Source organism: Geobacter sp. DSM 9736 (assembly GCF_900187405.1).
Taxonomy (GTDB): Bacteria; Desulfobacterota; Desulfuromonadia; order Geobacterales; family Geobacteraceae; genus DSM-9736.
The window spans coordinates 2,431,763-2,457,070 of record NZ_LT896716.1; the positions used below are offsets into that span (position 1 = coordinate 2,431,763).

Below are 25,308 nucleotides of genomic sequence, written 5' to 3' on the forward strand. Positions count from 1 at the left end.
CCCTGCCCGAGTGACACATCCCACCGTTACGTCAGACAGCCCTCCATAGATCGCATCGTTCCGCCGTCACGTTCCGTACAGGGAAACGAGGTAAGGAATACGCTGAGCGCCCCTTAGCAGGTGGATGCAAAAAGGGCATGTCCGGCACGCGGAGTGGTGCCGTCTGACGATTTACAGAGGTGACATTGTTGCATGAAGTCCTTCGCCACATCCTGCGCCCCGTAACGGTTCCGGTCCGGGAGGGGGTAAGCCTCTCCGAGCAGCGTTTCGGCGGGAACGAACCGACACCTGGCGGCGCCATTGCGCCCCGCTGCCGGCTGGAGGATCTGGGTAACCCCGAATTCCGCGCCGACCATGGCATCCGCTACCCATACCTGGGCGGATCGATGGCAAAAGGGATCAGCTCTGTCGCAATGGTTGAAGAACTTGGCCGTGCGGGAATGCTGGGCTTCTTCGGTGCCGCCGGACTCCCCCTCGAAGAAGTCGAAGCCGCAGTGGCACATCTCGGGGAACTGGGGATACCCCACGGGTTCAACCTGATCCATTCCCCGCATGAGCCTGACCTTGAGGCGGCCCTTGCAGACCTCTATCTGCGGCGCGGCGTCACCCTTATCGAGGCTTCCGCATTCCTCAACCTCACGCTTCCGCTGGTACGCTATCGGGTGCACGGGATACGCCGTGAAGCAGACGGAAGGATCATAACCCCGCACCGCATAATAGCCAAAGTCTCGCGGGAGGAACTGGCGGCGAAATTTTTCGCGCCTCCCCCCGAAAACTTCCTCCGTGAGCTCGTGGCAGCAGGGGACATCACCTCCGAACAGGCCGAATTGGCTGCCCGCATTCCCATGGCGCAGGATATAACGGCCGAGGCGGATTCCGGAGGCCACACCGACAACAGGCCGGCCATTGCCCTCTTCCCCACTATCTGCGGCGTAAGGGATCGGCAGCAGGAAGTCCACGGCTTTACTCAGCGCCTGCGGGTAGGTCTTGCTGGAGGAATCGCAACACCCCTGTCGGCGGCTGCGGCCTTCTCCATGGGCGCAGACTGGATCATGACCGGCTCGATCAACCAGGCATGTGTGGAGTCGGGGACTTCCGGCGAAGTCCGGGCCATGCTCGCCGAGACGCGGCAGGCGGATATCGCCATGGCCCCGGCTGCCGACATGTTCGAGATGGGAGTGAACGTGCAGGTGCTCAAACGCGGGACCATGTTCTCCATGCGTGCCGCCCGGCTTTATGAGCTCTACCGGCTTCACCCGGACATGGAGTCAATTCCTGCAGCCGAGCGGGAGAAGCTGGAAAAGACCATGTTTCGTGGTACGCTGGATGAAATATGGCGGGAGACGAGGAGCTATTTTCTACGGCGTGATCCCCGGCAGGTGGAACGGGCGGACCGGGACCCGAAACACCGGATGGCGCTCGTCTTCAGGTGGTATCTCGGGCAGGCGACCCACTGGGCCAACAGAGGGGAAAGTTCCCGGAAAATCGATTATCAGGTATGGTGCGGACCCGCCATGGGCGCTTTCAACGAGTGGGCCACCGGATCGTTCCTGGAACAGGTTGAAAACCGTCGGGTCGTGACGGTCGCCCTGAATATCCTCTTCGGGGCAGCCGTACAGATGCGGATCGCCGCCCTCCGCTGTCAGGGTACCCCCCTGCCGCCTGAGGCGACGCGGATCGTGCCGCTCCCCCTGGATAAGATAAAGGAGTATCTCAGTGAAAAAGGATGATGCAGTGAACCAGCCTCTCGCCATCATCGGTATCGGCTGCATGTTCCCCGGCGGGGAGAACGGTGACGGTTACTGGTCTGCCATAAAAAACGGTATCGATGCCATTACCGACATTCCCCCGACCCATTGGAGGACTGCAGACTATCATTCCAACGATCCGAAATCCCCAGACCGTACCTACGGCACCCGCGGTGGCTTCATCACGCCGGTCGACTTCAATCCCCTGGAGTACGGGCTTCCCCCAAATGTACTGGAGGCTACCGACAGCTCGCAGATACTCGGTATGGTGGCCGCGGGCGAAGCACTCAGGGATGCGGGATACGGACCGGAGCGGGAGTGGAACCGGGAGCGGGTGAGCGTCATCCTCGGCGTCACCGGCACTCTCGAACTCGTCATACCTCTCGGCGCCCGCCTTGGGCATCCCATATGGCGTAAGGCTCTTGCTGAAGCGGGAGTCGATCACACCACCGCTGAAGACGTGATCGAGCGTATCGGCGAATCGTACGTCGGGTGGCAGGAGAACTCCTTCCCGGGGCTCCTCGGGAACGTGGTTGCAGGAAGGATCAGCAAGCAGTTCGACCTTGGAGGTACAAACTGCGTTGTCGACGCAGCCTGCGCCAGCTCCCTGAGCGCCCTTCACCTGGCGGGACTGGAACTTGCCGCCGGGCGCGCAGACATGGTCGTCACCGGGGGGGTGGACACCTTCAACGACATTTTCATGTACATGTGCTTCAGCAAAACGCCCGCCCTCTCCCCCACCGGAAATGCACGCCCCTTCGATGCAGCAGGGGACGGTACGATTCTCGGCGAAGGCCTTGGCATGGTCGTCCTCAAGCGGCTTTCCGACGCTGAAAGGGACGGCGACCGGATTTACGCTGTAATCCGCGGCATCGGCTCATCCAGCGACGGCAAGGGGGAAGCGATCTATGCCCCCAGCGCTGCAGGACAGCAGAAGGCACTCAGGGCCGCATACGAGCAGGCTGGGATAGCCCCCGACACCATCGGGCTCGTCGAAGCCCACGGCACTGGAACCAAGGTAGGGGATGCCGTCGAGGTGAAGGCGCTACGCGAAGTTTACGGTGAAGCGGAGAAGCCATGGTGCGCCCTCGGGTCGGTCAAGTCGCAGATCGGGCATACAAAGGCCGCCGCCGGCGCAGCAGGCCTGATCAAGGCGGCAATGGCGCTGCACCACAAGGTGCTTCCCCCTACCATAAAGGTTTCCGAGCCCCTGGTGGAGGTAACATCGGGGGCGACTCCGTTCTACCTCAATACGGAAAAGAGGCCGTGGGCCGGAAACAGGACCCATCCACGCCGTGCCGCGGTCAGTGCCTTCGGCTTCGGCGGCAGCAACTTCCACTGCGTCCTCGAAGAATATCTGCCGGAAAAGCAGGCACCGGACTGGGAAGGAAATGTCCAGCTATTGGCCTTTTCCGCCTCAGACAAGAAGGGGATTGTTGACCGCCTGGCCGCAATTCCGGAAAACTCGTCATGGGCTGAGATCCGCACACTGGCCGCAGCCTCGCGCAGTTCCTTCAACGCTGGGGATTGCTGCCGCCTGCTGCTGGTTGCGGAAAAGGATCGAAACAATGTCCAGACCCTCATCCGGTCTGCGCTTACACTGCTCCAGACCGACCCTCGTCCGTCATGGAACACCCCTGACGGGACATGCTTCCAGAGCGGTTCGGCACCGGCAGGGAACCTCGCCCTGCTCTTCCCGGGGCAGGGTTCCCAGTACACCGGGATGCTCCGCGACCTAGCCTGCAGCTTCCCCGAGATGATCGAATCGCTTACTGCAGCAGACGAGGCGTTCCTGACCGGACGTCGTGAACGACTGACCGATCTGATCTATCCCCCCGCGGCCTACTCCTCCGAGGCAAAAGCCGCCGCCGAAGAGGCGCTGCGGGACACCGGAGCAGCTCAGCCGGGAATAGGTGCCGTCAGTATGGGAGCATACCGGGTTCTGACGGATTTCGGTGTAAAAGCCGAAGCCGTTGCGGGCCACAGCTATGGCGAACTCACGGCTCTCTGTGCGGCCGGTCGCCTGAACCAACGGGAGTTCCATCTCCTTTCCGGCCTCCGGGGCCGCCTCATGGGGGAAGGAACAGGGGAGAGGGGAGCAATGCTTGCCGTTGCCGCACCTCTTGCGGTTATCGAAGAAGTTATCGCGGCGGAAGGGCTTGATCTAGTTCTGGCGAACCGTAACGCCCCGGACCAGGGAGTACTCTCCGGCACGAGCAGTGAGATCGACAGAGCTTCCTCGGCGCTGGCGTCACGAGGTATTCCCTGCAAAGCCCTCCCCGTCTCCGCCGCGTTTCACAGCCGGCTCGTGGCCGCGGCACGGGAACCGTTCTTCGCCGCAATGGAAGAGGTACAGTTTCCTGAAGGCACCGTCCCTGTCTATGCCAACAGCACCGGCACCCCCTATCCCGCGGAGCCTGCCGCCGCACGGGAGCTCCTGGCAGGACAGCTTGCAAAGCCGGTGGAGTTCGTGGCGCAGATAGAAGCAATGTACGCCGCCGGCATTCGCACCTTTCTGGAGGTCGGTCCCGGAGCACGGCTGTCGGGGCTCGTGAAAAAAATCCTCGGCGAGCGTGAACACCTGGCTCTGTCACTGGACTCGTCCGGCGGAAAGCGCTCCGGCGTTGCCGATCTCGCCCGGGTTCTCGCCCAGCTGGCAGCCGGCGGCCATGAGCTTCGACTTGCCGCATGGGACGGCGACTTCGCCTCCAGGCCTGCCCCGACGGCAATAAAACCGGCCATGACGGTGCCCATCTGCGGGGCCAACTATCGCAAGCCACGGCAGCCGAAGCCTGCAGTCCGGGCAGCCACGGTGCCGCTACCCCCGAGGAGGGAAAAGCAGTCGGCTCCCCAGGCTCCAGCAATCATGCCCCCCTCCGCGCCATCCCCTTCTCCTGCTGCAGGAGAAGGATCAGCCGCGCTTCGTGCGAGTAACGAGGCGCTGGCAGCGCTGCAGAGGCTCCACGAGCAGACGGCACAGCTGCACCGCCAGTTCCTGGAAGGACAGGAGGCAGCCGGACGTACGATCCAGGCACTTCTCCAGCAGCAGCATCTGCCTGCGGGAGGCACCCCCCCTGCAGCCGTTTCAGCGGCACCCCCTCAGGTTACGGCTGCTCCGGCACCCACGCCGGCTCCATCCGTTTCCGCGCCAACTGTCACTGCACCGAAAGAAACAGGGGATTCAACGAGAACCGAGCAGGTGCTTCTCGCAGTGATCAGCGAACGGACCGGCTACCCGGTGGAAATGCTCGAACTGGACATGACCCTCGATGCCGATCTGGGGATCGATTCGATCAAGCGCGTGGAGATCCTTTCCGCCCTCCAGGAACGCCTCCCCGATGCTCCTGCAGTAAAACCGGAACATTTGGGAACCCTCCACACCCTGCGGGAAATCGTGGCGCACCTGGGGAGTTCGGGGGCCGCTTCAGCGGCTACCCCCGCCCCTTCTGCCTCCTCGAAACGGGAAACCAATACGGAACGGGTCCTCCTCGCCGTAATCAGCGAGCGTACAGGCTATCCGGAGGAGATGCTCGAACTGGACATGACCCTGGATGCCGACCTGGGCATCGACTCGATCAAGCGGGTGGAAATCCTCTCCGCCCTCCAGGAGCGCCTCCCGGATGCTCCGGCGGTGAAGCCGGAACACCTGGGGACCCTTCATACCCTGCGGGAGATCGTGGCGCACCTTGAGAGCGGCATGCCAGCCACACCGGCATCGACCCCTTCGCATAGGCCGGCCGTCTCCGCCCCCGTGCCAGCGTCAGCCGTGAAAAAGGCCGAAGAGGTCCTTCTTCAGGTGATCAGCGAACGGACCGGGTACCCGGTGGAGATGCTCGAACCGGACATGACCCTCGACGCCGATCTGGGAATCGATTCGATCAAACGTGTGGAGATCCTTTCGGCCCTCCAGGAGCGGCTCCCTGAAGCCCCGGCGGTCAAGCCGGAACACCTCGGGACGCTCCACACTCTGCGGGAAATCGTTGCATACCTGGAAAGCGGGACCAGCTCCTCAACTGATAAAACCGTCCATGCACCGCGTCCTGCCGTTGCGCCCAGACCTGCGGCAGAAGGAAATATCGAAGAGGCTCTCCTCCAGGTGATCAGCGACCGGACCGGCTACCCTGTGGAGATGCTCGAACTGGACATGGCCCTCGACGCGGATCTGGGCATCGACTCCATCAAAAGGGTGGAGATCCTCTCGGCTCTCCAGGAAAGACTTCCGGAAGCACCGGCAGTGAAGCCGGAACATCTCGGCACGCTTCATACCCTTCGTGAAATAGTCGCCCACCTGAAAGGAGTGCCCGCAGCCCCGGCGAATCCTGCAGCGGCACCCTCTCAAGCCACAGCGGAGCCGGACCCCGCTGCAGCCCTTGAGAGAAGCGTACTCTCCATCGTCCCTCTCGACCTCTCCGTCAGCCGGACTAAAATTTCCGTGGTCGAGGGAGCGGAGGTCTGGCTGACAGATGATGGATCGATCCTCGGGTCGAGGATTGCAACGCGGCTGGAAGCCCTGGGATACCGACCGAGGCTCGTAAGCCCGTCGTCACTCCCGGTAAGGGACGTGACGGCTCCCATCGGCGCTCTCCTAGTCCTCGCACCGGAGGCCGAAACCTCCGCCGACCGCTTCATCAGACAGGCTTTCGCCCTGCTGCAGGCCGCGGGGCCTGGGCTTAAGCATTCGGGAAGGGCAGGCGGCGCAAGCTTTGTAACCGTATCCCGTCTCGATGGCCGTTTCGGACTGGGGGCTGAAAGCGCACTGGGCGATCCCGCATCCGGCGGTCTGGCGGGTCTGGCAAAGACCGCTCACCGGGAGTGGCCCGAAGTTCACTGCAAAGCCCTCGACCTCGATCCCGGCTTTACCGACGCCGACCTTGCCGCCTCAGCGATAGTGGAGGAAATGTTCCTTTCCGGCCCCCGGGAGGTCGGGATTACCGCCGCCGGCAGGTTCGTTCCCGAACTGGTTGCAGCGCCCCTTCCTGAATCATCGTCCCTCTCCTTCAGCGGCACCGTCGTGATAAGCGGCGGCGGACGGGGAGTGACAGCCGAAATCGCCGTTGCCCTCGCCGCCAAAGGCTCGCCGGGACTGCTACTGCTCGGACGCTCTCCCGAGCCAGCACCGGAGCCCGATTGGCTTGCGCCCCTCCATGACGAAGCATCTATAAAACAGGGGATTTTACAACATGCCGGAATGCTCCCTCCTAAACAGCTGGAGGAGCGGTACCGCAATCTCATGGCGAACCGTGAACTCACCCGGACGCTGCAACTCATAGCCGATGCGGGTTCCCCCGTGCTCTACCGTTCCGTAGATATCCGTGACAAGGCAGCGGTTAGGGAGGCCGTCGCAGAAGCACGCCTGAAACTGGGGCCGATAACCGGGGTCATCCATGGCGCGGGAGTCCTCGCCGACCGCCGCATCGAGGATAAGACCGACGAGCAGTTCGCTCTCGTCTACGGGACGAAGGTGGATGGGGTACAGGCGCTTCTTTCGGCAGTCGCGGAGGATGACCTGAAGTTCATCGCCCTCTTCTCCTCCTCCACCGGAAGGTTCGGCAGGACGGGTCAATGCGACTACGCCGTCGCAAACGAAGTCCTCAACAAAGTTGCCCAGCAGCAGGCACGCCTTCGTCCCGGCTGCCGCGTCGTCTCCGTCAACTGGGGACCGTGGGACGGCGGGATGGTCACCCCTTCCCTCAAGAAAATGTTCGCCGCGGAAGGGGTCGGAGTCATAGGCCTTGCCTCCGGCGCCGAGCATCTTCTGGCGGAAATCTCCGAGCCGCCGGGAGCACCCGTGGAATCGGTAGTTATCGGCGCTGCCGAAGCGGCAGCCTCCGGGCCGCTCGATGCCGCTCCGACTCCCCTGACCCCTGCGGTGGAGTTGGAACTCTCCATAGAGCGCTACCCTTTCCTCACGTCCCACGTGATGAACGGAAAAGCGGTACTCCCCATGGCGATGATCGCCGAATGGCTTGCCCACGGCGCGCTCCACAACAATCCGGGCTTCCGCATGCACGGGTTCAACGACCTGCGCATACTGAAAGGGGTCGTCTTCGAACGGGACAAGCCGGCCACCGTCCGTATTCTGACCGGAAAGGCCCGCAAACGGGATGCCTTTCATACCGTGCCCGTCGAGCTCGTCAGTGGCCTCACGGGTTCGGAGACGCTCCATGCACGGGGGGAGATACTGCTTGCCACGAAGCTGCCCGAAGGAATACGAGCCATAACGGAGCTGCCGACCCGTCCCTACCCGCACCAGGACGGTGAGTACTACCGGGAGGGCATCCTCTTCCACGGCCCGGAACTGCAGGGAATTTCGCAGGTGGATGCCTGCTCCCCGGAAGGAATCGTGGCTACTGTAAAAGCGGCCCCGGCTCCCTCGACATGGATCCGCGAGCCGCTGCGCAACAGCTGGCTCACCGACCCGCTTGTCCTCGACTGCGCGTTCCAGCTGATGATCCTCTGGAGCTTCGAGCGCTCCGGCAAGGGGTCGCTTCCCTGCTTCGCCGGGCGTTATCGCCAATACCAGGAAGTCTTCCCCCGCGACGGTGTGCAGATCGTCGTACACGTTACGCGGGAGAACGAGCAGAGCGCCACTGCGGATATGGAATTCTTCGACCGGCACAGCGGAAAGCTCGTGGCACGCCTCGAAGGCTATGAATGCGTCATCGACGCCTCCCTCAACAACGCTTTCCGCCGAAACCAGCTGCAGCAAAGCATGGAATTGGGGGCTGCCTGAGCATGATGCCTGCCGGTTCCACCGCAGGGAACGCAGGGGGAGAGGTGCGCGAAGCCATAGCCGTCGTCGGCATCGGCGCCGTCTTCCCGGGGTCCCCCGATCTCGACCGTTTCTGGAATATCATCGCCCGCGCCACCAGCACCGCGCGCATCGTTCCCCAGGGACGCTGGGCAGTGCCTCCCGGCGAAGTATTCGATCCTTCCGTAGGCAGGCTCGACCGGGTCTACTCCCGCACCGGCTGCTTCATAGAAGGGCTTCCTCCCTTCGACGGGTCTGATCTTGGCCTGGAAGCCGGGCTGCTGGGTCGCCTCGACCCCCTCTTCCATCTCCTGCTCCACGCAGGCCACCGGGCCTGGGGCGATGCCGTCACAGCCCCTCTCGACCGTAGCAGGGTCGGCATCATCATCGGCAATCTCGCGCTGCCCAGCGAATACGCCTCCGCTCTCTCCAGGGAAATTCTTGGGGGAGCCCTTGCGGAGAAGGTGATCGGGACCGCCTCTGCTGCCGGCTCAGTTCACCTCCTGAACAGGCATGTAACCGGATTTCCCGCCGCGCTGCTCGCTACCTCCCTCGGGCTCGGCGGGGGCAGCTACACTCTCGATGCCGCATGCGCATCCTCCCTCTATGCCATCAAACTCGCCATGGACGAGCTTCTGAGCGGCCGCGCAGACGCCATGCTCACCGGCGGGCTCTCGCGCCCCGACCCCCTTTACACCCAGATGGGTTTCTCGCAACTGCGGGCACTCTCCCCCACTGGAACCTGCTCACCCTTCGATGCTCGCGGCGACGGGCTCGTAGTGGGAGAAGGAGCGGGGATTTTTGTCCTAAAGCGTCTTTCCGACGCGCTGTCCGCAGGCGACCGCATATATGGAGTGATCCGCGGCATCGGGCTCTCCAACGACGTGGGGGGGAGCCTCCTTGCCCCTAATTCGGAAGGACAGCTCCGCGCCATGGAAGCCGCCTACCAGCAGGCAGGATGGAATCCCAACGACGTGGACCATGTTGAATGCCATGCCACCGGCACTCCGGTCGGAGACGCAGTGGAGTTCGCCAGCCTCCGTGCTCTCTGGGGGAAGGACGGTTGGAGAGGGAACGAGTGCGTTATAGGATCGGTGAAATCGAATATCGGTCATCTCCTCACCGCCGCCGGCGCAGCGGCTCTGATCAAGACCCTGCTGGCCATGCACCACGAAATCCTCCCCCCTACTGCCAACTTCACGACCCCAGCTCCGGGAATAGATCTCGACGATGGGCCGTTTCGTATCCTGACAGCCGCCGAGCGGTGGGAGCGTCGCCATCCGGACACCTCCAGGCGTGCGGCCGTAAGCGCCTTCGGATTCGGCGGCATCAACGCGCACCTGCTTATCGAGGAGTGGCGTGATCCGTCGCATTTCGTCCCCGCTCCCGCCTCACTCAGGCCAGGCACACAGGGGGCAGCCGCTCTCCCCGTTGCAGTGGTCGGCATCGATGCACGTTTCGGTCCCTGGCAGTCGCTTCAAAAGTTCCAGCACCGCGTCCTCGGCGGCGGAGACGATTCTCCTGCCCCTCCACGTCGCTGGTGGGGTGTGGATGAGAGCGGGTGGTACCGCGCCCTGAATACCGGCCGGCGGATCACAGGTTACTGGGTGGACGAAGTCGCCATCCCTGCCGGGAAATTCCGCATCCCCCCAAAAGAGATGGAGGAGATGCTCCCGCAGCAGGCGCTCATGCTCCTGTCGGCCGAAGCGGCTCTTGCCGACGCAGGTTCCGCCGGAGACAATGAGCGAACCGGCGCATTCATCGGGCTAAGCCTCGACCCGAATACCACCAACTTCACCCTGCGGTGGACCATGTCCGACAAGGCGCGGGAGTGGGCACAGCACCTGGGACTCGATCTTTCAGAAGACGAATTGGCCGACTGGACGGAGAAGCTGCGCAACGCGGCAGGGCCGCCTCTCACCGCCAACCGGACAATGGGAGCGCTCGCAAGCATAGCTGCAAGCAGGATCGCCCGCGAATTCCGCCTCGGCGGTCCGGCATTCACCATCTCCGCAGGTGAGCATTCCGGCATACGTGCCCTCGAAGCCGCCGTACATGCGTTGCAGCAGGGTGAAGTGGACCGGGCGCTGGCCGGTGCCGTCGATTTCACCGGGGATGTCCGGGCGGCCCTGGCTGGTCAGGCTTCCATCACGGGACGCGAGACGGATGAAAGTATCGCAGGCGAAGGAGCAGTATCGCTTGTTCTCAAACGGCTGGAGGACGCGGAACGGGATGGCGATCGCATCTATGCGGTCATAAAAGGTTTGGGGTCGGCCACTGCCTGCGATTCCGCTTTTGACCGCGCCTGCCACGATGCGGACATCACTCCCGGTTCGGTCGGGTATGTGGAAGTTGGGGGAACACTCCCCGATACCGTGGCAGCGTCTCTCTCGGCAGGCTCCGTCTGCACGTTCGGCGACCTGAAGGAACGTATCGGCGACAGCGGTGCGGCTGCCGGCTTGGCATCGGTAGCACGTGCGTTGCTCTGCCTCTACCGGAAGATGCTTCCCGCTGCCGCATCTGCCGGACCGAAAGCCCCCCAGGCACCCGCACGCCTCTCCACTACGCCCAGCTACTGGCTGCATAACCGTGCCTGCGGCCCACGCCGCGCCGCAGTATGCTCTCCCGGAACGGAAGGGAGCTGGCGGCACATCATATTAGAAGAGCTGGAGTCCTCGTCCGAGAGCCTCCACGAGCGCACGCTTCCTTGGGGCTTCCCAGCGGAAGCGATTTTTGCCGTCACCGCAAATTCGCCGGGGGAACTGGCCGCAACGGCGAAGCGGCTGAGGAGCATGGCTGCCGTCGGCGAAGATCTAACGGGGCTTGGCCGGCAGTGGTTAAAAACACATCCGAATGAGGCTTCCCACCCGCTTGCCCTTGCGCTGGTGGCCCGAAGCCGCGGGGAGCTGATCGAACAGCTGGATTATGCACTGCATTCCCTGGAACATGAGCCGCAACGGCGCCTGGGGGATAACGGACGTTCACCAGCCGTCCGTGACCGGGTCTTTTATTCCCCTCTTCCCCTCGGACCTCGGGGAACCGTCGCGTTCGTCTTCCCCGGTTCGGGAAACCACTATCCCGGCATGGGTAAGGAGTTATTCTGCCGGTGGCCCTCCGTCCTTCGAGCTCAGGAGGAGAGCAACCTGTTCCTCCGCGACCAGTTCCAGCCCGACCTCTTCTGGAATGGGCGGGATCCTGACGAGATACACCGGGACCATAATGCCTTGATTTTCGGCCAGGTCGCCCTCGGCACCGCCGTAAGCGACATCGTGAGGCAGTTCGGCGTGAACCCCGGAGCCGTCGTCAGCTACAGCCTCGGCGAATCGGCCGGGCTCTTTTCCCTCGGAGCCTGGAAGGACAGAGACCTGATGCTGCAGCGGATGCTCGATTCGACCCTCTTCACCCATGACCTGGCGGGTGAGTGCCGCGCGGCGCGCGAGGTATGGGGGCTTTCTCCGGATGCTCCCCTCGAATGGGTGGTGGGGGTGGTTGACCGCCCGGCGGTAGAGGTGCGGCAGGCGCTGGCTTCCATCGGACAAGCCTACCTGCTCATCGTCAACACCCCCTCGGAGTGTGTGGTGGGAGGAAACCGGCCCGCGGTGGAAACGCTCGTCCAGCGTCTCGAATGCCGCTTCTATCCCATCTCCGGAGTTACTACAGTCCATTGCGAGGTGGCCCGGCCGGTGGCACAGGCTTACCATGACCTGCACCTGTTTGAGACATCTCCACCCCAGGGCGTTACCTTCTACAGTGGTGCATGGGGACGCGCCTACGACGTTACCCGCGAGAGCGCTGCCGAATCGATTCTTGCGCAGGCGCTACACGGGATAGATTTTCCCAAGACAGTGGAAGCGGCATACGGCGACGGCGCTCGTGTCTTCCTGGAAATGGGCCCCGGAGCGTCGTGCAGCCGGATGATCAGCGCCATCCTCGCGGACCGTCCCCACGTTGCCCGATCCGCCTGTTTTGCAGGCCAGGACCCGGTTTCCACCGTGCTGCGCATGCTTGCCCAGCTTGTGGCGGAGCGTGTCCCGGTGAACCTGGAAAAGTTGTACGGTGCTGGGGATACAGCCGAAACAGCCCCGGAACAGCCGCAGATAACGCTGCGGCCCGGTGGAGAGCCTTTCCGCGCGGCGGTCCCCTCCCCGCAACGGATAACCTTACCCGCTCCGGCCGAGCAGGTACCTGCCGCTTCCCCTTGTCCCGCCCCGGCTGCAGAGAGGGCGTCGCTTGCCGTACGTATCGTCGAACTGCAGGACGCTACAAGGCAGGCTCATGAGGCATACCTCCGTTTTTCCGCCCGGATCACCGAAGCCATCGCCCAGGCCCTCAGCCACCAGATGGGGATGGTGGAGACTCTTCCTGCAGAGTACGTGGCGGACATTCCGGCAGCTCCCGATTACCACGCGCCGCCCCCCTCTTCCGCACCGCCCCCGGTAGCCTTCGACCGGAACATGTGCATGGAGTTTGCGGTGGGATCGGTTGCGGCCATGCTGGGCCCCGAGTTCGCCGAGGCGGATACGTTCCCCACCCGCGTGCGCCTCCCTGATGAACCGCTTATGCTCGTGGACCGCATCATGCTGATCGATGCCGTGCCCCGATCCATGGGGAGCGGAAGGGTCGTTACCGAGCACGATATCCTTCCCGGCGCATGGTATCTCGACGGCGGCCGCATACCCACCTGCATTGCAGTGGAAGCTGGGCAGGCGGACCTTTTCCTCTCCGGATACCTCGGAATCGACTTCATCACACGTGGAAAGGCGGTGTACCGGCTCCTGGACGCCGTCGTCACCTTCCACCGCGAGCTTCCCCGCCCCGGCGAGACAATCAGCTACGACATCCGCATCGAGAGTTTCTTCCGCCAGGACAGCACGTACCTCTTCCGCTTCAACTTCGAGGGAACCGTGAACGGGGAACCGCTTCTCACCATGCGGGACGGCTGCGCCGGCTTCTTCACAGAAGCGGAACTGGCCGCCGGCAAGGGTATCGTCCACACCAAGCTCGACCTGCTCCCCCGCCCCGGGATACGGCCTGATGACTGGCGGCAGCCCGTGCCGATGGGAGTGGAATCGTACGACGCATCGCAGCTGGAAGCCCTCCGGCGGGGAGACCTTGCTGGGTGCTTCGGAGCTCTCTTCGCCGGTCTCCCGCTGCACGCGCCACTGACCATCCCCGGTGGACGCATGAAGCTCGTCGACCGGGTAGTGCACCTGGATCCGACCGGGGGCAGGTTCGGCCTCGGTCTTGTCCGCGCTGAAGCAGACATCGACCCGGCAGCATGGTTCCTGACCTGCCATTTCGTGGACGACCAGGTAATGCCGGGTACGCTCATGTACGAGTGCTGCCTCCACACGCTGCGGATTTACCTGCTGCGGATGGGGTGGATCGGCGAGGCCGCCGAAACGGCATGCGAACCGGTCCCGGGAGTGGCAAGTCAGCTGAAGTGCCGGGGGCAGGTGACCGCCGCGACACGCACCGTCACCTATGAAATTTCGCTCCGGGAGATCGGGTACCGCCCGGAACCCTACGTGATCGTGGACGCACTCATGTACGCCGACGGAAAAGCGATCGTAGAAATCACGAACATGTCCGCCAGGCTTTCGGGCCTTTCGAGGGAGAAGGTTGAAGCTCTGTGGCAGCGCAATCCGCAGACGGCTATCCCCTCCAGACCCCTTTTCGATTACGACCGCATTCTCGCCTTTGCCACGGGAAATCCCTCGGAAGCCTTCGGGGAACCGTACCGGGTTTTCGACGAGAAACGGGTGATTGCGCGCCTTCCCGGCCCCCCCTTCCAGTTCCTCGACCGTATTGTCGAGCTTGACGCGGAGCCGTGGGTCATGAAAGCAGGGGGCGTGGCGGTGGCGGAGTACGACGTGCCGGCGGACGCCTGGTACTTCCGGGAGAACCGCCAGCCGCTAATGCCGTTCAGCGTGCTCCTGGAGATCGCCCTTCAGCCGTGCGGCTGGCTCGCAGCCTATATCGGCTCGGCACTGACGAGCGACACCGACCTCCACTTCCGCAACCTCGGTGGAACCGCCGTTCAGCTCCTGCCGGTGACCGCAGAGACAGGCACGCTCAGGACGACTGCGAAGATAACCAAAGTTGCCGCAAGCGGCGGAATGATCATCCAGAACTATGAATTCAGCGTCGAATCCTCCATCGGCACCGTCTATCGGGGGGATACGGTTTTCGGCTTCTTTTCCGCCGATGCTCTGGCCCGGCAGGTGGGGATCACCAATGCGAACCCCTGGCGCCCCTCCGCCGAAGAAGAGGCCGGATGGAGAACTTTGCACTTCCCGACGGCGGCACCCTATCCGGACACTATGCTCCGCATGATCGGAAAGATCGACTGCCTCCTCCCCCAGGGGGGGCCCCACCGCCTCGGTTACGTCCGCGGCAGCAAGCATGTGGACCCGGAAGAGTGGTTCTTCAAGGCCCACTTCTACCAGGACCCGGTCTGCCCGGGCTCCCTCGGGCTCGAATCATTCCTGCAGCTACTCAAGCTCCTCGCCCTTGAGAAGTGGAACGGAGGTCCTGCGAGCGTCCTGCAAACGGTGGAGCTCGGCAGGAAGCATGCCTGGACCTACAGGGGGCAGATCATTCCGGCCAACAGGGAAGTTGTCGTTGAAGCCGTGGTAACGTCGGTTGACGACGAAACCCGTACATTGACCGCGGACGGCTTCCTTTCGGTGGACGGAAAGGTCATTTACGAGATGAAGGACTTCACTCTCAAACTGGAAAATGCTTTAAAAGGTGACATAACTCCGCAATAGTACAGGTTGCTCAAAAACGGCCAGATCGTCGCACCCGCAGCAAGCCATGAGGAGGCGTAGTAGCGCTACGCCGCACGAGGCGGCTTGCGAGGAGGGAGGCGAGATGGCTGTTTTTCAGCAATCTGCTGAAGGTTGACAGGCATGAAATACTCTAAGGTTCACATCGACAGCATCGGCTACCAGCTCGCCCCCGTGGTGATAACCTCCACGGATCTGGAAAACCGCCTTGATCCGCTCTACCGGACACTACGTTTCGTCCCGGGCCAGCTTGAAGCGCTTACCGGCATCCGGGAACGGCGCTGGTGGGAACCTAATTTCCCCCTCTCGGAAGGGGCCGTAATGGCAGGACGCAGCGCCCTCGCCGAAAGCGGCGTGCCGGTCGGGGAGATCGGAGCCCTGGTGTACGCCGGAGTCTGCCGCGAGCAGTTCGAGCCGGCAACAGCCTGCCGTGTCGCCGCCGGCCTAGGTATCTCCGGGGCCTGCGCCATCTATGACCTGAGCAACGCCTGCCTCGGTGTCCTGAACGGGATGCTGGAGATCGCCAACAGGATCGAACTGGGGCAGATCCGTGCGGGGCTCGTCGTCTCCTGCGAGAGCGCCCGCGAGATCAATGACATCATCATCGCCCGTCTTCTGGCCGAGCCCGACATGCAACTCTTTGCCACATCACTCGCCACCCTGACCGGCGGCTCCGGCGCGGTGGCCGTGCTGCTGACGGACGGCTCCTTCGGGAATCGCGGACGCAGGCTCGCAGGAGGCGTAACGATAGCGGCCCCGGAACACCATGCGCTCTGTCGGTGGGGGGTCGAATCCGAAGGAGGATTCTCGTTCCGCCAGTACATGAGTACCGATGCCGTGGAGGTCATGAAACATGGGGTCGCCCTGGGGGCACGGACCTGGCGGGCCTTTCTGCAAGAACTGGGATGGCGCACCGAGGAAGTTGCCCGCACGGTCTGCCATCAGGTCGGCTCCGCGCACCAGGCCGAGATCCTGAAGACGGTAGGCCTTTCTGCCGAGAACGATTTCGTCACCTATCCCTTCCTCGGCAACATGGGAACTGTGTCGTTGCCGCTGAGCGCGGCGTTGGCCGCCGAACGGGAATTCATCGAGCCGGGTCACCGGGTGGCCCTTCTCGGCATCGGCAGCGGACTCAACTGCCTCATGCTCGGAGTCGAATGGTGACGGATCTCTACCCCTTTTCAGGAAACTATCTCGACCTCGACGGGATTCGCTACCACTATCTGGACGAGGGGAGCGGGGAGCCTGTGGTGATGCTCCACGGCAATCCCACCTGGTCCTTCTATTACCGCAACCTCGTCCTCGCCCTCCGTGGCGGTTACCGCACCATCGTCCCCGACCACATAGGTTGCGGGCTTTCGGACAAGCCGGGAGACGATCTTTACGATTACACGCTCGAACGGCGGGTGGACGACCTGGAACGACTTCTTGACCGGCTCGGCATCACGAGCGGCATAACCCTCGTCCTCCACGACTGGGGAGGAATGATCGGGATGACGTACGCCACCCGTCATCCGGAACGGATCAAGCGGCTCGTAATACTGAACACGGCGGCATTCCACCTCCCCGCAGAGAAGCCGTTCCCATTGGCACTCCGGATCTGCAGGGACACGAGGCTCGGCACCTTTCTGGTCCGCGGCTTTAACGCCTTCAGCCTCGCAGCCTCCTTCGTCGGGTGCAAGAAGAATCCGATGCCCCGGGAGTTGAGAAGAGAGTACCGGCGCCCTTACGACTCCTGGAAGAACCGGATCGCCACGCTGCGTTTCGTGCAGGACATACCCCTCACCCCGAAGGACCGGGGTCACAGCCTTATCACCGAAGTCGCCGAAGGACTGGAGCAGTTCACCCGGCTTCCCATGATCATCTGCTGGGGGGAGCTGGACTTCGTCTTCGACCGTCATTTCCTCGCCGAGTGGGTGCGCCGTTTCCCGAAAGCGGAGTTGCACCGCTTCCCCGAGCATGGGCACTACATCCTGGAAGATGCCGGTGATGAGGTGATCCCGCTGATTTCCGCCTTTCTTAGAAGTACATCCGGATAACCGAGATTGCCCCCGACACACCCCGCCTTGCCCGGACATGGTTAATAATATTCCCCTAAAAAAGTCAAAGTCGCTCGTTTTTTTGAATGCAGCTGATATACTTTTTTAAAATCTGTTAATTATGATGCTTCCTTGCATACATTTATGATGTTTGGGATGGGGGGCTGCGATGAAGGTATTTGGCTGGAGGCTTTTATTCCTGACAGTCTTTCTTCTTTCAACGTACAATCTGCATGCAGTCGCAGCCGATTACTCCATAAAGATCGACAGTGGTGCTCACAACAGGTATGGTCTCCACTACCCCGCAACCTACAAATTTAAGATACCCAGCGCGGTCCGTGGGCTGATAGCGGAATACAGGTATTCCCTCGATGACCAATGGAACAGGCTGCCTCAAAGAAGTAAAGGCGACATGTTCAACGGCATCGACGCCGTTCGTTTCGATTACGAGAACGGCTTTGCATACGCAAGTGTAAGGTTCAGCAGTAGGTCCGACGTAATCTACCTGCGCATCCTCGATGGAAACGGCCTTCCCGTAAATTACACCTTCGACTCGATCCCTCTTTTCTATGACGACCGGAGAGCAGCCGTAACCATTACGCTCGACGATTACGCAGACTGGACTCACGGGGACTTCGCGACAGCTCTCCAGTACCTCGAAGGTTACGGATTGCATTTCACTCTAGGGGTGATGTCGGGGCAGGTTTACTCATGGAGGCAGTTGCAAGATCTTGTAGACAGGCACGGGGCGTACCTCGAAGTAGCTTCCCACAGCAGCCACCATCCCCGGAATGCAGGAGGGTACGCCGCCAACGGGTATGAAGCGGAAGTAATCGGAAGCAGAGATGAAATCCGAAACGGATTATCATTTAACGGACACCCATACATTCCGCTGTACATCGAACCATACGGCTATTCCGATTCAACTCTCGAATCGTACGTCTCCTCGGGGGGTTATCTCGTTTCAAGGGGGGTCTTCAGCGGAACGGCTTTTTCTGCTTGGAATCCCGAGGAAGGACGCTACGACAGAGCTCCCCTTACCTATCATGATTATGGCAGGGCTAACGACGCACAGTTCGTGCTGGAAGCCAACGCTCATTTTGATCAAGCCGTGTCCCAAGGGGGCATTTACCACCTGATGGACCACCCCTGGCAGGGGATGTGGCAGGCAGGAACGCCGTTTCTGCAGCATCTCGACTACATCCACGGCAGAAGTGACATCTGGTACGTTCCTTTCGGTCGCCTGTATCAGTACCACTTTCTTCAGGAGAGGCGCGGGGGTCTCACCATATCACCTGCCGACACGAATGAAGACCCCTCCGGGCACAGCCATTTCACAATAAATACCGACAGTATCGGTAACGGAAGCATCACCTGCACACCAGGTACAACGGTCGATCCCGGTACGGCAGCGTCATGTTGGGTAGCGGCGGATTATGGGCACCACATCACCGACGTTACCGTCGACGGCACTTCCCAGCCTGTCGCCAGCCGGAGCACCTTCAGCTACTCCTTCGACCCCGTCATGCGCAATCATGGCATTTCCGCCAGCTTCTCCCCCAACAGCTACAGCATAACCTTCGTCTCTGGAGGCAACGGATCGGTTACCGGAGCCGCATCACAGCTGATCGGGCACGGCGCTTCAACTACAGCCGTCACGGCCGTGCCTGCAGAAGGATTCCGGTTCGTCAACTGGACTGCTCCCGATGGCTTCATAAGCACGGACAATCCGCTCGTCCTTACCAATGTCGCCGCTCGGCGGACCGTTACAGCCAATTTCGATGCGAGCTCTTATTTCGTGGAATTCTTGAGCAGCGGTAACGGTACTGTTTCGGGCAACACCGGACAGACAGTGACCCGTGGGGGAGCGACGACGGCAGTTACCGCCATTCCCGCACAGGGATATCACTTCGAGGCCTGGACCTCGGCAGACGGGTTGGTGGAGAAGTCGAATCCACTGGTACTCTCCTTCGTCACAGGTAATCGGACCCTGACAGCCCTCTTCGCTCCCGACACCCATACCGTAACGACTGAAAGCCGGGGCGGCGGCAGAATAGAGCCGACCGGACCCGTGACGATTCGACATGATTCCTCGACCAGCTTTACCGTAACCCCAGCCGACAGTTTCCGGATCGCCTCCGTAACAGGCTGCGGCGGTTCCTTGTCGGGCAACACCTATACAACCGGGCCCATAACATCCGACTGCTCGGTCTCAGCCACGTTCGCTGAAATTACCCACACGCTCACAGGAACGGTCGAAGCGGGAAAAGGCACCATCGCTTGCGCCACTCCGGTAACCTCCGGCCAAAGCTCATCGTGCACCGTCACACCTGCACCCGGATTCATGCTGGTGCGACTCACCGACAACGGTATGGACAGAACGAGCGAGGTTCAGGACAACATCTATCTGCTCCCGTCCGTTACCTCCGCTCATGCCATAGCAGCAGAATTCGCAGGAGACGCTTACACCTTGGCGGACGCGGTAACGGCACAGCAGCAGATTCTTGGAAGGCGCAAGGTTGCCGAAAAGGAGCTGTTGCGGCTCGATGTCGCGCCACTCGGCCCGGACGGGGCACCACGGCCTGACGGCACAGTCGATGTGGCTGACGTCGTGATCATGTTGAGGAGGCTGGTGGGAATCATTACCTGGTAGCACGTGTCACTCATGCCGGCGGAGTTACTCTGACACTTGAGCATTCCGTCACGCCCCGATGCGGCTGTGCGGGGAACGGGCGAACAGGCGTGCCACCCCGACAATGTTTCTGTAGCGGCGGGAACGGATTCCGTGGTATGAAGAAGCTCCCATGTCCGAACCAGCCTTCGTCAACATAGCCTCCCATCTCCCCGACATGGCCCGCCGCCATCCCCATAACCTTGCCGTGATCTTCCCCCACGGGAGGGACGACCACGGGCGGGTGAGCTATACCCACTTCACCTTCAGCCAGCTCCATCGGGAAAGCGACCGGATCGCCCGGGGGCTCGAAACCATCGGTATCGGGCGAGGCATCCGCACCGCCCTCATGGTTACCCCCAGCCTGGAATTCTTCGCTCTCACCTTCGCACTCTTCAAGACAGGAGCCGTTCCGGTGCTTATCGATCCGGGAATAGGCGTCGGGAATGTCAAAAGCTGCCTCGCCGAGGCATCCCCTGAAGCCTTCATCGGCATTCCCAAGGCGCACGCGGCCAGAATCCTGTTCGGATGGGGGAAGCACTCGATCCGCATCAGACTGACCGTGGGGAAGAAATACTGCTGGGGAGGAACCACCCTCGACAGTATCCGCGAGGATGCCGGAGAGGAAGGCTATGAGATGGCCCCCACGGGCAGTGGCGAGACTGCGGCCATTCTTTTCACCAGCGGCAGCACCGGCACCCCAAAGGGGGCGGTTTACAGCCACGGCAACTTCGCAGCACAGGTCGAGATGCTCCGCACCCTCTACCGGATCCAGCCGGGAGAGATCGACCTCCCCACCTTCCCCCTCTTTGCCCTCTTCGCCCCGGCGCTCGGCATGACATCAGTGATTCCGGACATGGATTTCACAAAGCCTGCCGATGTGGACCCGCGCAAGATCATCGAAGCCATCGGGAATTTCGGCGTCACCTCCATGTTCGGTTCTCCCGCGCTGATAAACAGGGTCGGGCGGTACGGGGAAGAGCACCGGATAAAGCTGCCATCACTGAAGAGGGTAATTTCCGCGGGGGCGCCGGTTCCCGCCAGGGTGCTGGAGCGCTTCTCGGCCATGCTCTCCGCGGAGGCCGAGATCTTCACCCCTTACGGCGCCACTGAAGCCTTGCCGGTCTGCTCCATAGGCAGCCATGAAATCATCGGAGAGACCCGGCGCATAACCGACTCGGGAGGGGGGATCTGCGTCGGCCTTCCCGTCCCGGGGATCAGGCTGGAAGTGATCCGTATTTCGGACGAACCCATTCCGGTATGGGACGACTCCCTGCGGGTGCCGAGAGGAACCGTCGGCGAACTTGCAGTACAGGGACCCCAGGTAACCGCCTCCTACCTCAACCGCCCCGACGCCACGGCGATGGCTAAAATCGCCGACCCGGATACCGGAGGTTTCTTCCACCGGATGGGAGATGTGGGGGGGATCGACGAAAACGGCCGTGTCTGGTTTTGCGGAAGAAAGTCGCACCGGGTCGTGACTCCTGCCGAAACCATGTTCACCATTTCGTGCGAAGGTGTGTTCAATGCCCATCCCCGGGTATTCCGCACGGCGCTTGTGGGGGTGGGTGAACCAAAAATGCAGCAGCCCGTGCTCTGCGTTGAACTGGAAAAGGAGGTGCGCGAGGCGGATCATGAACTCATCAGAGAAGAATTGCTGAACATCGCCCGCTCCCACCTCCATACCGCCACTATCGAAACGATACTCTTCCATCCGGCATTCCCGGTGGACATACGCCATAACGCCAAGATCTTCAGGGAGCGCCTTTCTCTGTGGGCTGCGGAGCAATTGAGATGAGGGCTCTCGTTACAGGGGGGGGCGGGTTCCTCGGAAAATCGTTGGTTTGCCTTCTCCTGGAGCGGGGGTGGCAGGTCAGGAGTTTTTCCCGTAATGCGTACGAATCGCTCCGGGCGCTCGGCGTGGAGCAGGCGACGGGAGATCTTGCAGACGCCTCTGCGGTGGAGCGTGCCGCCGAAGGGTGCGATCTCGTATTTCATGTCGCGGCGAAGGCGGGAGTCTGGGGAGCCTATGAGGAATATTACGCCGCAAACGTGACCGGCACCGAGAATGTCCTTGCCGCCTGCCGTCGCCACGGCATCCGGCGTCTTGTCCATACCAGTTCGCCCAGCATAGTTTTCGACGGGACCGACATGGAAGGGGTTGACGAGCGGGTCCCCTACCCTCGGCATTACGAAGCGGCATATCCGGAAACGAAAGCGATGGCCGAGCGGCTGGTGCTGGGCGCCAACTCGGCGGAGCTGGCAACGGTAGCCCTGCGCCCGCACCTGATATGGGGACCCGAGGACAACCATATCGTCCCACGGATACTGGCTCGCGGCCGAGCCGGAAAACTCCGCCGGATCGGCACACGTCCGTGCCTCGTGGACTCGGTCTACATCGACAATGCAGCTGCTGCGCACGTGCAGGCCGCAGAACGCCTGGCGCCAGGTTCCGCAGTTGCAGGAAAAGCCTACTTCATCACCAATGGCGAACCCATCCCGCTCTGGGATCTGGTAAACAAGATCCTGGCGGCCGACAACCTTCCCCCCGTAACCCGTACCATTCCTCCCGCAGCGGCCTACGCTGCAGGCTTCCTGATCGAAAACGTTTTCCGTCTGCTGCGACTGCCGGGTGAGCCCCCAATGACGCGTTTTGTAGCGCGTGAACTCTCCACCGCCCACTGGTTCGACATCTCGGCAGCCCGCCACGACTTCGGATATCATCCCGCCGTCACCATAGAAGAAGGTATCCGCCGTCTCGCTGCCTGGCTCGCCGGGACCGGAGCCCGTTGAACAGCAACCCGCCCCTTTTCAGGTATACTAATGATAAAGGGGGTTGTCATGAAAGCGAAACGCCCTTTCGTTCCTCCCGAGCGCCGGGAAACCGTGCGGCACAGGCTTGTCGACCTGCTCTCGGATGGGAGTGCCGACGCGCGGGAGCTCTCCGCAGCCGCTGGAATTCCGGAACGGGAAGTTTACGATCACCTGGAGCAGATACGCCATAATCGCCATGAATACACGCTTGTGGTCACCCCGGCGGCCTGCCGGGGTTGCGGCTTCGTTTTCGGGAAGAGGGAGCGGGTCACGAAGCCGGGGAAGTGTCCTGTCTGTCGGGGCGAACATATCATCCCCCCGAAATTCGCAATCGAGCCGACACCTCACCATCGACCGAGGAAGGATCATCATGAAGGCTGAGCACAAGAACCGGTCCCGAATAATCGCCCTCGCCTGGGCTGCTCTCTGCTACATCACATGTTTCCCTCTAACCGCAGAGAGCCAGACGGTCCCGGAAAAACTGGTGTACAAACTATCGTGGTCCGGCGTGAACGTCGGCACCGCGACCCAGGAGATAACCGAAAGCAGTGATGTCCGTCGCATCGTCTCGACCGCCCGCTCCAACGACTGGCTCTCCTCCTTTTTCCCGGTGGAGGACCTGATCGAAAGCGTCCTGATGAAAAATGGAGCGCCCTTTCCGGGGTTAACGAAGCAGTACAGGATGAAGATGCGGGAAGGCAAGCGCACCCGAGACCGGGAGATAATCTTCGACCAGGAAAAGAACATCGCACACTTCATCGATCATGTTTCGGGCGAGAAGGCACAGGTGCCAATCACCTCCAACACGTTCGACACCTATGCCAGCTTCTATTACATACGCCACCTCCCATTAGAGGTGGGCAAATCCGTGAATGTCACCGTTCTTTACGGGAAGGAGACGGGCAATGTCGAAGTAAAGGTGGTCAAGAAGGAAAAGCTGAAAACCATCTTCGGGAAGATAGACACCATCGTCATCAGGCCCCTCGTGAAGCCCAAAGGCGTCTTCGAGGGGAAAGGGTCGGTTCAGATCTGGCTGACCGACGACGCGCGGCGGATACCGGTCAAGGCGCAGACAAAAGTGACGGTCGGAAGCGTGACCGCCACGCTCACCGATGTCAAGCTCGCTCCGTGACCCCCTGTTTGCAGTGCTGCAGGTGTGCGGTAAACTGAAATGCATGAGCAAGCTTCCACAACGGGAGGAACCCATGCCTGAACTCGATGCAGACCGCCAAGCCCGCCTGAAGGAAATGCTGATGGAGCAGAAGCGCCGCATGTGGAACGAACTGAGGGAGGACATCTTCAGGAATACCGCCGAGCCGCTCAATGCCCAGTTCGAGATTCCCCAGGACCCGGGGGAGCAGAGCATGCTCGACTTTCTGGAAGACCTGCAGCTTTCGGTAGTGGACATCCGCAGACAGCAGCTCACGCAGCTTGACGAGGCGGTATCGAAACTCGAAAGGGGCACCTACGGCATCTGCGAAGAGTGCGGCGAGGAAATCAACGAAGAGCGTCTGAAGATCATGCCCTTCGCCAACAGATGCAGGGAATGCCAGGAAGAAAAGGAAGGCGTGGCATACCCCCCCGAATCCAGGATCTGACAATACTCCGGGCGGAGGCGTGGGCTTTGGCCCCTCAGCCGCCCGTTGCTCCCGCAAAACCAACCACCCTGTTTTGCCATCATATCTGTTCTATTATCCAACCTGAAAAATCGATGATTCTTTGACCCAGGTCATCCCCGCCCCTTATGTTCCGGAGTATGCTCCTCATAACGAACAGGAACGAGGAGCGACAGCCATGAAATTCGAAAACAATATCGGAGAAGAAGCCATTCAGGACGTTCTGGCACGCTACCCCGCAATCGGGGAAATCCTGGCCCGCTACGGCATAGGCTGTGTCACCTGCAAGGTGGGGATATGCCTGCTGAAGGATGTAGTTTCGATCCACGGGCTGTCACAGGAAGATGAAGAACAGGTTGAAGCGGAGATAAGCGCGGCGCTGCAGGCGACGGCACACCGATAAGAAAGAGAGGAGATAACCATGAGTAATCTAGGATGCGGCTGCCCCGGCAGCATGGCGAGAGTCATCGAAAGGGAAGAAAAAGAGACGGGAACCCCGGCGAATGCGCCTTCGCAGCTCAGGCAGTGGCCGGTTCAGCTTCACCTCGTGCCGCCGTCGGCACCATATTTCCAGAACGCGGAGATACTGATCTCGGCCGACTGTGTGGCATTCGCGCTGGGGAGCTTCCACCAGGATCTGCTCCGGGGCAAGGCCCTTGCAATTGCCTGCCCCAAGCTGGACGAAACTGATGCGTATGTAGAAAAAATGGCTCTTATCTTCCGGACGAACGAGGTGAAGAGCATCACCGTCGCGATCATGGAGGTACCGTGCTGCCGCGGTCTAGACATCATGGTACGCAAGGCGCTGGATCTTTCAGGAAAAGAAATTCCACTTGAAACTGTGATCGTGGGGGTAAACGGGGAAAGGAGGAACTGAC

Annotated in this window: 13 protein-coding genes; all 13 read left to right on the top strand. The window is 61.5% G+C overall.

What is annotated here, in order from left to right; genetic code table 11:
* Window positions 1-179 precede the first annotated feature (179 nt).
* The 13 genes from CFB04_RS11050 to CFB04_RS11110 all read left to right on the top strand — a co-directional run bounded on the left by CFB04_RS11050 (window position 180) and on the right by CFB04_RS11110 (window position 25,307).
* Window positions 180-1,730 carry a PfaD family polyunsaturated fatty acid/polyketide biosynthesis protein gene (locus tag CFB04_RS11050; protein WP_088535323.1) on the top strand — a complete coding sequence of 517 codons (1,551 nt, stop codon included), beginning with the start codon at window positions 180-182 and terminating at the stop codon, window positions 1,728-1,730.
* Window positions 1,717-8,481 (top strand): type I polyketide synthase, encoded by a 6,765-nt coding sequence (locus CFB04_RS11055; protein ID WP_255396937.1) that lies wholly within the window; start codon window positions 1,717-1,719, stop codon window positions 8,479-8,481. Before CFB04_RS11050 ends, CFB04_RS11055 begins: the two co-directional genes overlap by 14 nt.
* Window positions 8,482-8,483: 2 nt before the next feature.
* Entirely contained in the window at window positions 8,484-15,272 is a 6,789-nt protein-coding gene (locus tag CFB04_RS11060; RefSeq protein ID WP_231934161.1) for a beta-ketoacyl synthase N-terminal-like domain-containing protein, read from the top strand.
* Window positions 15,273-15,413: 141 nt separating this feature from the next.
* A complete protein-coding gene (locus CFB04_RS11065) occupies window positions 15,414-16,454 on the top strand; it encodes a 3-oxoacyl-ACP synthase III (protein ID WP_088535324.1) in 1,041 nt (346 codons plus the stop codon).
* The gene (locus tag CFB04_RS11070; RefSeq protein ID WP_088535325.1) at window positions 16,448-17,329 is read left to right on the top strand and encodes an alpha/beta fold hydrolase; all 882 of its coding nucleotides are present in this window, start codon (window positions 16,448-16,450) and stop codon (window positions 17,327-17,329) included. The genes CFB04_RS11065 and CFB04_RS11070 overlap by 7 nt, the downstream gene beginning before the upstream one ends.
* A gap of 169 nt (window positions 17,330-17,498) precedes the next feature.
* Window positions 17,499-19,982 (top strand): InlB B-repeat-containing protein, encoded by a 2,484-nt coding sequence (locus tag CFB04_RS11075; protein WP_088535326.1) that lies wholly within the window; start codon window positions 17,499-17,501, stop codon window positions 19,980-19,982.
* Between the two features lie 151 nt (window positions 19,983-20,133).
* A complete protein-coding gene (locus CFB04_RS11080; RefSeq protein WP_088535327.1) occupies window positions 20,134-21,798 on the top strand; it encodes a fatty acid CoA ligase family protein in 1,665 nt (554 codons plus the stop codon).
* Window positions 21,795-22,793 (top strand): NAD-dependent epimerase/dehydratase family protein, encoded by a 999-nt coding sequence (locus tag CFB04_RS11085; RefSeq protein WP_088535328.1) that lies wholly within the window; start codon window positions 21,795-21,797, stop codon window positions 22,791-22,793. Before CFB04_RS11080 ends, CFB04_RS11085 begins: the two co-directional genes overlap by 4 nt.
* Window positions 22,794-22,841: 48 nt before the next feature.
* Complete coding sequence (locus CFB04_RS11090) at window positions 22,842-23,195, top strand: transcriptional regulator (protein WP_088536796.1); 354 nt, start codon at window positions 22,842-22,844, stop codon at window positions 23,193-23,195.
* Window positions 23,185-23,946: a DUF3108 domain-containing protein gene (locus tag CFB04_RS11095; protein ID WP_088535329.1), complete on the top strand. Its 762-nt coding sequence runs from the start codon at window positions 23,185-23,187 to the stop codon at window positions 23,944-23,946. The genes CFB04_RS11090 and CFB04_RS11095 overlap by 11 nt, the downstream gene beginning before the upstream one ends.
* 73 nt (window positions 23,947-24,019) lie before the next feature.
* Complete coding sequence (locus CFB04_RS11100; protein WP_088535330.1) at window positions 24,020-24,412, top strand: TraR/DksA C4-type zinc finger protein; 393 nt, start codon at window positions 24,020-24,022, stop codon at window positions 24,410-24,412.
* 196 nt (window positions 24,413-24,608) lie between these two features.
* The gene (locus CFB04_RS11105; RefSeq protein ID WP_088535331.1) at window positions 24,609-24,833 is read left to right on the top strand and encodes a hypothetical protein; all 225 of its coding nucleotides are present in this window, start codon (window positions 24,609-24,611) and stop codon (window positions 24,831-24,833) included.
* An 18-nt stretch (window positions 24,834-24,851) separates the two neighbouring features.
* The gene (locus tag CFB04_RS11110) at window positions 24,852-25,307 is read left to right on the top strand and encodes an iron-sulfur cluster-binding oxidoreductase (protein WP_088535332.1); all 456 of its coding nucleotides are present in this window, start codon (window positions 24,852-24,854) and stop codon (window positions 25,305-25,307) included.
* Window position 25,308 lies beyond the last annotated feature (1 nt).